This window comes from Ligilactobacillus murinus DSM 20452 = NBRC 14221, assembly GCF_001591685.1.
Classification (GTDB): Bacteria; Bacillota; Bacilli; order Lactobacillales; family Lactobacillaceae; genus Ligilactobacillus; species Ligilactobacillus murinus.
Window position 1 is genome coordinate 17,786 of the sequence record NZ_BCVJ01000027.1, and the last position, 9,763, is coordinate 27,548.

General features: G+C 40.5%; 6 protein-coding genes. 1 reads left to right on the forward strand and 5 read right to left on the reverse strand.

The features are described from left to right. Positions 1–3: 3 nt before the first annotated feature. The 5 genes from LMU01S_RS06400 to LMU01S_RS06420 form a co-directional block, all read right to left on the reverse strand. Positions 4–3,264 (reverse strand): SpaA isopeptide-forming pilin-related protein, encoded by a 3,261-nt coding sequence (locus LMU01S_RS06400; protein ID WP_056960002.1) that lies wholly within the window; start codon positions 3,262–3,264, stop codon positions 4–6. 318 nt (positions 3,265–3,582) lie between these two features. Beyond that, positions 3,583–4,878 carry an adenylosuccinate lyase gene (purB, locus tag LMU01S_RS06405; protein WP_056960004.1) on the reverse strand — a complete coding sequence of 432 codons (1,296 nt, stop codon included), beginning with the start codon at positions 4,876–4,878 and terminating at the stop codon, positions 3,583–3,585. Positions 4,879–4,901: 23 nt separating this feature from the next. Beyond that, positions 4,902–6,059, reverse strand: coding sequence for a 5-(carboxyamino)imidazole ribonucleotide synthase (gene purK, locus LMU01S_RS06410; RefSeq protein ID WP_056960005.1), 1,158 nt, complete (start codon positions 6,057–6,059; stop codon positions 4,902–4,904). Further along, positions 6,022–6,459 carry a 5-(carboxyamino)imidazole ribonucleotide mutase gene (purE, locus tag LMU01S_RS06415; RefSeq protein ID WP_369947051.1) on the reverse strand — a complete coding sequence of 146 codons (438 nt, stop codon included), beginning with the start codon at positions 6,457–6,459 and terminating at the stop codon, positions 6,022–6,024. Before purE ends, purK begins: the two co-directional genes overlap by 38 nt. Positions 6,460–6,826: 367 nt before the next feature. Beyond that, positions 6,827–8,851: a KUP/HAK/KT family potassium transporter gene (locus tag LMU01S_RS06420; protein WP_056960009.1), complete on the reverse strand. Its 2,025-nt coding sequence runs from the start codon at positions 8,849–8,851 to the stop codon at positions 6,827–6,829. Between the two features lie 176 nt (positions 8,852–9,027). Here LMU01S_RS06420 and LMU01S_RS06425 point away from each other — a divergent pair, with 176 nt between their 5' ends. Beyond that, positions 9,028–9,756 carry a deoxynucleoside kinase gene (locus LMU01S_RS06425; RefSeq protein ID WP_056960011.1) on the forward strand — a complete coding sequence of 243 codons (729 nt, stop codon included), beginning with the start codon at positions 9,028–9,030 and terminating at the stop codon, positions 9,754–9,756. The last annotated feature ends 7 nt before the right edge of the window (positions 9,757–9,763 follow it).

Below are 9,763 nucleotides of genomic sequence, written 5' to 3' on the forward strand. Positions count from 1 at the left end.
GCCCTACACCCCCCGCTTCTTAATGACAAAGCGGCCAGCGACAAAAGCAAGCCCGGCTAAGATCGATCCAATGAGTACATAGAGCCAAACGCCTGGTCCACCTGTTTCTGGTAAGATCCCAGCTGGAAAGTTATTGACTTTTAATTCGATCAAGTTATGCCCCGTCGTAGTTAGTTCTATCTTACCTTTACCGTTCAACTTACCATCTTCAGTGATCGTAAATTCGATCTCATCACTTAATTTCACATAACCAGCAGGCGCTTTGACTTCTTTTAAGACATATACACCTGGACGTAAGTTAGTTACTGTAAAGATCCCATCCTCAGTTGTAGTGATATCATAACGTTGACCTGTTTCATCCGTTAATTCAAATTCAGCCCCGGCTAATGTCTTTTGGGTCAAGGCATTAACTTTTTTGATGGTCAGATCAGTATCTTTTAAGCGGTTCGCCCGTGAAATGATCAATTTTTCAGCATTATTCTGGTCCAGGTAAAGTTGATTTAACTTTCCAGTTTTGGCTACCGTGATCTCTTCACCATTTTCATCGAACCACTTTTCGTCTTCCCATTTGAATTTGATCACACTATCATCGAGCTGATATCCAGTTGGAGCGCTGATCTCTTGCAGACCGTAATGACCTGATTTAAGCTCAGTTAAAACATTTTCACTATTAGCTACGATCGTCTTTTCAAAAGATCCATCTTGCGTCTGCCACGCATCGGTGTAACGGATCAATTTGAATTTAGCATCGGCCAAGGCTTCACCATTCGTAGCATATTTTTCAACACTTATGCTCCCTGTTTTCAGTGGTGTATTCTCGATCCTAAAATCAATTGTATTTTGCTTAGCACCGGAAGTTAGTTCAACTTTGACATCTTTAGGTTCGCTCTCAAACTCGACTTTGCCAGCTTCTGTGATGGTAAATTTAAGTGGCGTAGTCAAAAGTTTATGATCTGCTGGAGCCTTTGTCTCTGTCAAAGTATACTCGCCTGGTGTTAAACCACTGAACTTGAGCTTGGTTTTAGCGTCATTAGCGTATTCGAATTTGATCTGTTCACCCTTAGCATTCACTAACTCAAATTCAGCTCCGGAAAGTTGTTTGCCCTTAGTATCTGTTTTGGTCAAATTCAACTCAAATGGTTTAAGTGTATTATATTTAACACCCGTCAAGATATAAGCGCTATCATTTGAAAGATTCAGATAAAAACCATCTTGACCCGATTCCAAATTGGTTGCAGTGATCTCATTATTTGCTTCATCGAAAAATTTTCCATCTTTGATGCTGAATTTGAGCGCATTTGGCTCGGCTTGATACCCAGTTGGCGCTTTGGTCTCAATCAAAGCGTAGTGTCCATTTTTAAGGCCACTCATGATATCCTTGCTATTAGCAACTAGTTTCTCGTTGAAACTTGGATCTTCAGTTACAAATTCATCACTGTATTTGACCAACTTGAACTCGGCGCCATCTAACTTAGTATCACTTGGACTAGCACGTTTTTCGACCTGCAAACCTAACTCAGTATTGAGGATGCGCCATTTATTTTCACCAAGATGCTCGATCTTAGTGTTAAAGCCCTCTACGGCAGTTTCTTCGCTGACTTGATAGTTATAGTCGACCCCTAGTTTATTATATTTAGCTAAGGCTACTTCTTGACCGTCAGCTAGTGTCAATTTATCAAAAGTTCTTTGCCACTCGTCACCGGCAGTCAATACACCACCTGCGTTTTGCCACTCATCGTTTCCAGCCACTTCACGGATGACTTTGAAACTGATATTTTCTGGCAATTCTGTTTGACTAAAAGTCTTCCACTCTTTAGTGACATCGATCGTCATTCCTGGAGCTTTCCCAGATGGGATCCCAAATTTTGCACCTGAGATCTCCTCAGCCGTCAGCACCGTCTCACCACTCATCGGATACCACTTGTTTGGCACAAAATCTGCTGTCCCTGTTTTGAGACGAACTTGGTAGTGAAGTTGAACTTCTTGATCTTTTCCAAGCTCAAGTCCTGACCAAACTAACGGTACGCCATTACCACCAGAAACTCGGATATTATACGTATCAACTTCTTTTGAACCAACAGATGTTACAGTTTCTTCACCCAAAGCAACATACTCATACTGTTCACCTAATGGAATAGTGACTTCACCATTCTTTACCGTAGAAAAACTACTGATAACATTGTCAGTCTGCTTATTTAAGTAAGCTTGAATACCTGCAGCAGAAGTAACAGCTTCGTAGTGGCCCGGGCTAGAAAGTAAGCGCATATTAGCTTCATACTTACTATCAATACTTATACCTAAAGCTCTGATCGAAATATCACTGTTATTTTTGATATTCCGTGCTTCACCTAAAGTAGCTGGCCAAGTAGTTCTGATTTCATGACTTTGGTTTTGATTATTTTTGTCACGAACATCATATGGTTTTGAAATATTTTCATCCGAGCCACGTCCTTCAACATAGCGTGGATTATACGTAAAATCAGTACCATATAATGTACCATTTTCTTGGATCGCTCTTTCTACGCGATATGAATAAGTAGGTCTACCATCAGTTAGTAAAATGATCATTTTTTCATCACTAGCGCTTCCCTGTAACATCTCATAGGCTACATGTAGACCTGCTTGCGTAAATGTTCCTCCGCTAGCAGATAAATCATTCACTTTTTGGCGAATATTACTTCCATTGTTAGCAACTTTATCTAACTTCACCCACTCAGTGGACCTACTGCTATAACTCACCAATCCTGCTCGAACATTATTACCTAATCCTGATGAGCTAATGTCATTGATGAAATCACTGATTTCCTTTTTAGCATAACCTAAGCGTGAATGATCTTTCATACTGCCCGATGTATCGACAACGAAAACTACATCGACCGTTTTTTCTTGGCGGACCGAATTGCCACGAACATTCAAAAATACATCAAAAGTCCCGGGAGTGGTGGTCTCACGTGCAAATTTTCTGAGCATAAAATCTGGATCATTCGCGTCACCGTGCTTGATATACGAGTTAGTGGTATCACTTGGCTCGCCACTCCAACTCGTATTATCGTCCCAACCACTTATGCTCCCGCCTTGATGATTGATGACATTTTCTTGGCCTGTTGGCTTCCAAGAAGCTGCTGGGTAAGTTCCTGTATCATCAGTTATATACCCAGGTCTGATATTATCACCATAAGCTTGTACACTTTGACCAAGTAATGAGAAAAGTAGACACAGGCTCAAAAGCAAAGCACATACTTTTCTCACCAATTTAGTTTTCATTTTCTTCATCTCCTCTCTCTAGCAAAAACTAATCCAAAGTTATACGTATAGCTTAAAATCAATTTTTGTATCAATCCTCCTAGCCTCTACAAACACCATACATTACACAAAAACATCAAATAATATACCTAAAAAATATATATTATTTTCCCTTTCATCGCATCTAATAAAGGAATTGTTAGCAATAAATTTGCTTATTAATTTTTCACAAACTTAATAATAATTATTAAAGTACATTGTTTTTTCTTATAAACAAAATAAAGAACCCTGATCAGTGGACTAATACCCACTTGATCAAGGTTCTTTAATATTAGTTAACTATTCTAAACCAACACGTTTAAAAATATCATCAATATGTTTCAAGTGCCAGTGATAATCGAATGCATCATCAAGATCTTCTTTAGATAAGCGGCTCATGATCGTTGCATCACTTTCAAGCAATGGACGGAACTGTGTTTGTTCATCCCAAGCTTTAGCTGTATATGGTTGCACAAGGTCATAAGCTTCTTCACGGCTCATACCAGTATCGATCAACTTCAACAAGACCCGTCCACTGTAGATCAAGCCAAATGTCTTATCCATGTTGCGCTTCATGTTTTCTGGGAAAACCGTCAAATTCTTCACGATCCGACCAAAGCGATTCAACATATAATCGATCAAGATCGTTGTATCTGGTAAAATGATGCGTTCGGCAGAAGAATGAGAAATATCACGTTCATGCCATAAAGCAACATTTTCATAAGCTGTGACCATATGACCACGGCAAACACGAGCTAAACCACAAATATTTTCTGAGCCGATCGGGTTACGCTTATGTGGCATTGCAGATGAACCTTTTTGCCCTTTAGCAAAGTATTCTTCGACTTCACGTGTCTCTGATTTTTGTAAACCACGGATCTCAGTTGCAAATTCTTCCAAGCTTGTAGCGATCAAAGCTAAAGAAGCCATGTAATCAGCATGCAGATCACGTGGCAAGACTTGACTCGATACTTCTTGTGCACGGATCCCTAATTTTTCACAGACGTATTCTTCAACAAAAGGATCGATATTAGCATATGTTCCGACCGCACCACTGATCTTGCCGGCTTCAACACCTTTAGCAGCACGATCAAAACGTTCGATATTACGCTTCATTTCTGAATACCAACGAGCTAACTTAGCACCAAATGTTGTTGGTTCAGCATGAACACCGTGAGTCCGTCCCATCATCACGGTATTTTTATGTTCTCGTGCTTTATCAGCTACGATCTGAGTGAAGTCTTCAAGGTCTTTTCGAATGATATCGTTAGCTTGCTTTAATTGATAACCATAAGCTGTATCGACCACGTCTGTGCTGGTCAAACCATAGTGGACCCATTTTTTTTCTTCCCCTAATGATTCAGATACATTACGTGTAAATGCGATCACATCATGGTGGGTCACCGCTTCGATCTCTTGAATGCGGTCAACGTCAAATTTAGCATTTTGCTTTAATTTTTCGACATCTTCAGCTGGAATATGTCCTAATTTAGCCCATGCTTCATCAGCAGCCAATTCAACCGCTAACCAACATTCAAATTTTTTCTCATCTGTCCAAATTGCAGCCATTTCAGGCCGTGTATAACGTGAAATCATTAATGATTCTCCTTTGATTGTGTTTAATCCCAAACTTGAGTTGCTTTGATCTCAGCTAAAGTCTGTTCTAGATCGTCAGTCAAGATCGTAATATGCCCCATCTTACGATCTACTCTAACATCTTTTTTGCCATAGTCATGGAAATGCCATTGTGGCTTTCGGGCGATCAAGTCTTCACTTAAAGCCTTATGTTGCCCTAAAATATTGACCATGATAGCCGGTTTCAACAATTCGATCTTAGGCAAAGGCCAATTCATGACTGCCCGATTATGTATATCAAATTGCGAGAAGTTGCAGGCTTCGATCGAATAATGTCCTGAATTATGCGGACGTGGTGCTAGTTCATTGACGTAGATCTCACCGTTAGGCTCTACAAAAAGTTCCACACCTAAGATCCCCCGTAAATTTAAACTTTGAGCGATCTTTATTGCAATGGTTTGTGCTTTTTGTTGTTCCTTTAAGGTGATCCGGGCTGGTATGATACTTTCATGCAAGATATGGTCACGATGAACATTTTCACTGACTGGAAAGACAGTTACTTCTCCTTTAGCATTTCGCGCGACCATAACAGAGCATTCCAAAGAAAAGTTCACAAAGCCCTCTAAGATACATGGTCCTTGTACTAGTAATTCGCTGGCAGCGTCAAGATCAGCCTCTTCTTTGAGCGTAAACTGAGCTTTACCATCATAGCCTCCTTCACAAGTCTTTAAAATACTTGGAAAACCTAATTGAGCTACTGCTTGATCAAGCTCTGCCCTTGTATTGACTGCTCTAAATGGAGCGGTCTTTAAACCATGCTCATGTAAGAAAGTTTTTTCGGCCAAGCGATTCTTAGTTATCTGCAGCAATTTTGTCCCTTGTGGTAATAATTTAGCATCTGTTAAATGCTCTAAAGCTGCTAGATCGACATTTTCAAACTCATAAGTCAAAACATCAGATCGCTTTGCTAATTCTGCTAAAGCCAAAAGATCATCATATGGCGCCACTATCTGGGCATCAGCTGCCTGCCCAGCTGGACAAGTGGCATCAGGATCTAAAATGATCGTCTTTAGCCCCATCGCTTTAGCCGATAAAACTAGCATTTGCCCCAATTGACCACCACCGATGATCCCGATCGTTTGCCCTTGTTTGAGTTGCTCTGTATCAGCCAAGAAGATCACCGCTTTCCACAGCTTTATCATGCATTTCCTGTCGATAAGCAAGGAGATCTTTTTGGATCGTCTTATCGGTAACACCTAAGATCTGTAGTGCCAATAGAGCAGCATTTTTAGCGCCTGCTACACCGATCGCAGTCGTTGCGACTGGAACCCCCGCTGGCATCTGAACGATCGATAACAACGAATCTAAGCCATTTAAGGCTCGTGACTGAACTGGAACACCAATGACTGGTAAAACAGTATTAGCAGCGACCATTCCCGGCAGATGGGCCGCACCACCAGCCCCCGCAATGATCACTTCGATCCCATTATCTACAGCGTCTTTAGCAAAGGCCATCATTTCTTCGGGCATACGATGAGCTGAGATCACAGCCTTATCATATTTTACACCAAATTCATCTAAAACAGCAGCTGTATTTTTCATGGTCTCCCAATCAGAATAGCTGCCCATCACAATACTAATTCGATTACTCAATCTAAGCGCCCGCCATATCTATGTGGGATCGCATAAAACACGACCGAAAGCGATATAGCATATCCTTTCTTGGTTATTTTCAAACTCAAAAGCTTGGGGGACACCACTACCACACTATTTTCCAGCGGCTATCAAGATCTTGATCAGCCCTCAAGTTGCTTTAAGCATAACAAAGTGGCTTATAATTGTCAAAATAAAAAATCGAACTATTTTTTAAAATATAATAATTTTATCCGTATAATCTATAAAAAAACACACAAACACATTTTATTTTAAGGAAAACACGAAAAAGCACCCAATAACTGGGTGCGATCAATCATTCGCAAGTACTGCGTTTGATGTCTTTAGGATTTAAGATCACCCGTTGCTCGATCACAGGTACCGAACGCTTCTTCAAGAAAAGTGGGACCTTTTCAAGGTGGACCTCACTAGTTTCAAGTCCGAACCACTGAACTGGTGTCGTACTGTGATTTTGAATGAAGATCCGGGCCGAGATCAACAAGCGCATCCAGACTGAGATACGCGTATCTGGCGATAAAACTTCTTGGATCGCTAAAACAGAAAAGTTACCCACGATCCGTCCAGGAACTGTCGTATATTTTTGTGGCTGTTCATCGATAACATCTTTTTGCATCAGATCAGAAACTATCTGATAAAGATATAAGTTAACGCTTGGATTCATCTTATAGCCTAAATATAACTGTAAATTGACGATATTACGTGTGCCAAGCATATCGACCGTATAATAGTTAGTATAGGGCTCATCGGTCGTATTGACAGTAACGAACCAATAAACTTTAGCACGCTTAGGCTTTTTATCTAAGATCGAATACAACAATTCACGTTTGACACTAAGATCGCGCTTTACCTTAGCTAAAACGATCAAGTTATCTGTAAAAAGTGGTTCACTTTCATCTTTGGCTAGCGCTTGTAACATCGACTTATAATCCTTTAAATTGATCATCTCAGACCGATCTGCATAACGCTCACGTAGTCGATTTCCAAAGAACCAAACAAACATCAAACTTAAGATCAACAAGGTGATAAAGACCGTCACATAACCGCCATGCATGAATTTACTTAAACTAGCAGCTAAAAATATCAGTTCGATCACACTAAAACAACTTAAGACTAAAACTGCACTGATCCGTTTTTCTTTAGACCGCAGATACTCAAATAATAAAAGCGTCGTCATCAACATCGTCAAGGTGATCGCTAGACCGTAAGCTGCTTCCATATGTTCAGAAGTCTTAAAGTAAAATAAAACGATCGTCGTAGTCAAGCACAATAACCAGTTGACTGCAGAAATATAGATCTGCCCGCGCGAAAGACTAGGATGCTCAACTTTCATGCGGGGCAAAAGTTTTAACCCGACTGCTTCTTGAACTAAAGTAAATGAGCCTGTGATCAAAGCTTGTGACGCAATAATGGCCGCCAACGTTGCCAAAACTACCCCAAACAAATACCAATCTGAACTTAAGACAGCATAGAATGGATTTTCAAAGTTAGTTTGGGCTTTTATCTGAGCTAAGTGTGTACTCAAATATGCTCCTTGGCCAAAATAATTCAATATAAGCGCCGTGCAGACGAAGGGCCAGGTCAGATAGATGTTGCGCTTTCCAACATGCCCCATATCTGAATACAGCGCCTCAGCCCCTGTCGTTGCCAAAAAGACGCTCCCTAAAATAAAGATCCCAACTTTATTTTCTGGTGAAAACAGTAATTTTAAACCATAATGTGGTGACAAGGCAACTAACATCCCCGGATCACTAGCTAAATTGATCAGACCTACGATCGCTAAAAAGCTAAACCAGATAAACATCACCGGTCCAAAGCCCTTACCGATCAAGCTTGTCCCAAAACGTTGGATCAAAAATAAAACTAATAAGATCACAAACGTTACAATGATCACACTATTTTGAGATGCGATCGGAACATTTTGACCAAATGCAACCCCCTTTAGGCCTTCGATCGCACTGGTAACGGTCACTGCTGGGGTCAAAGTCCCATCAGCTAACAAAGCGGCCCCACCGATCAATGCGGGAACGATCAGCCACTTTTTTTGATGGCGCACTAAAGCATATAGGGCAAAGATCCCCCCTTCACCGTGATTATCTGCTTTCAATGCGATCAAAACATATTTGATCGTCGTCATCAGCATCAGAGTCCAAAAAACTAACGAGAGACAGCCAATAAGATATCCACGGGTCAAGTTTTGCGGACTCCCTAGATCCGCTAATAAAGCCTTCATCACATACAAAGGTGAAGTCCCTATATCTCCGTAAACGATCCCTAGGGTGATCAAAGACCCTAAAAATAGCTGTCTTTTTTGTTTTTCCATTATCTCACGAGCCTTTCTGGCAGACTATCATCTTGCCTACAGTCTGCCACATAAAAAATTTTATATAGAGAAATATATGCCTCTCATAACAATTAGTCAAGTAAATTCACCATTTGAAAAACAAGCGCTAAAAATGTAAGATAGTTAAGTACATTAACCGAGAGGATGAACTTTCTATGATCACACTAGCTGGGATAATTGGATCAGGTAAATCAAGCCTAACACAGATCTTGGCCCAAGAATTAGGTTCAGAGCCGTTCTTTGAACCCGTTGAAGACAACCCTGTCTTACCCTTATTTTATAAAGGTAACGAAATCGCAGCCAAAAAACGTCAAGCTGGCGATAAGGATGCTACTAATCCCTATGCCTATCTGTTACAAACTTTCTTTTTAAATCGACGTTTTATGATGATGAAGCAAGCTATGCAACACCCAAACAACATTTTGGATCGCTCGATCTATGAAGATGCGATGTTCATGAAGATGAATACCGATATGGGAAATGCAACTCAGATCGAATATGCGACCTATCAAGAACTTTTAGGCCATATGCTGACTGAACTTAAGGCAGCTACTCCGACTCACGACACCGATCTGATGGTCTTGATCAAAGTTTCCTATGATACGATGATCAAGCGCATCCAAAAACGTGGGCGTAAATATGAACAGATCTCAACTGATCCTTCATTGATCGATTATTACCAACGTCTCTTACGGTATTATGCTGATTTTGAAAAAAATTATGAACTCTCGCAACTATTGATCATTGATGGCGATAAATACGATTTTGTTGAAAATCAAGCAGATCGTAATTACGTTTTAGACCTGATCGAAGACCGTTTAGTCACCCTCGGCAACTTGAGTGCTAAACAAGCTGAGAAATTAAAAAAAGAGCGCCGTGCCTAATAAAAAA

Bases quoted from the DNA above. Each gene is read 5' to 3' on its own strand.
- purE (WP_369947051.1), bottom strand. From the start codon at position 6,459: ATGAAAAATACAGCTGCTGTTTTAGATGAATTTGGTGTAAAATATGAT.
- purK (WP_056960005.1), bottom strand. From the start codon at position 6,059: ATGATAAAGCTGTGGAAAGCGGTGATCTTCTTGGCTGATACAGAGCAA.
- LMU01S_RS06420 (WP_056960009.1), bottom strand. From the start codon at position 8,851: ATGGAAAAACAAAAAAGACAGCTATTTTTAGGGTCTTTGATCACCCTA.
- purB (WP_056960004.1), bottom strand. From the start codon at position 4,878: ATGATTTCACGTTATACACGGCCTGAAATGGCTGCAATTTGGACAGAT.
- LMU01S_RS06400 (WP_056960002.1), bottom strand. From the start codon at position 3,264: ATGAAAACTAAATTGGTGAGAAAAGTATGTGCTTTGCTTTTGAGCCTG.
- LMU01S_RS06425 (WP_056960011.1), top strand. From the start codon at position 9,028: ATGATCACACTAGCTGGGATAATTGGATCAGGTAAATCAAGCCTAACA.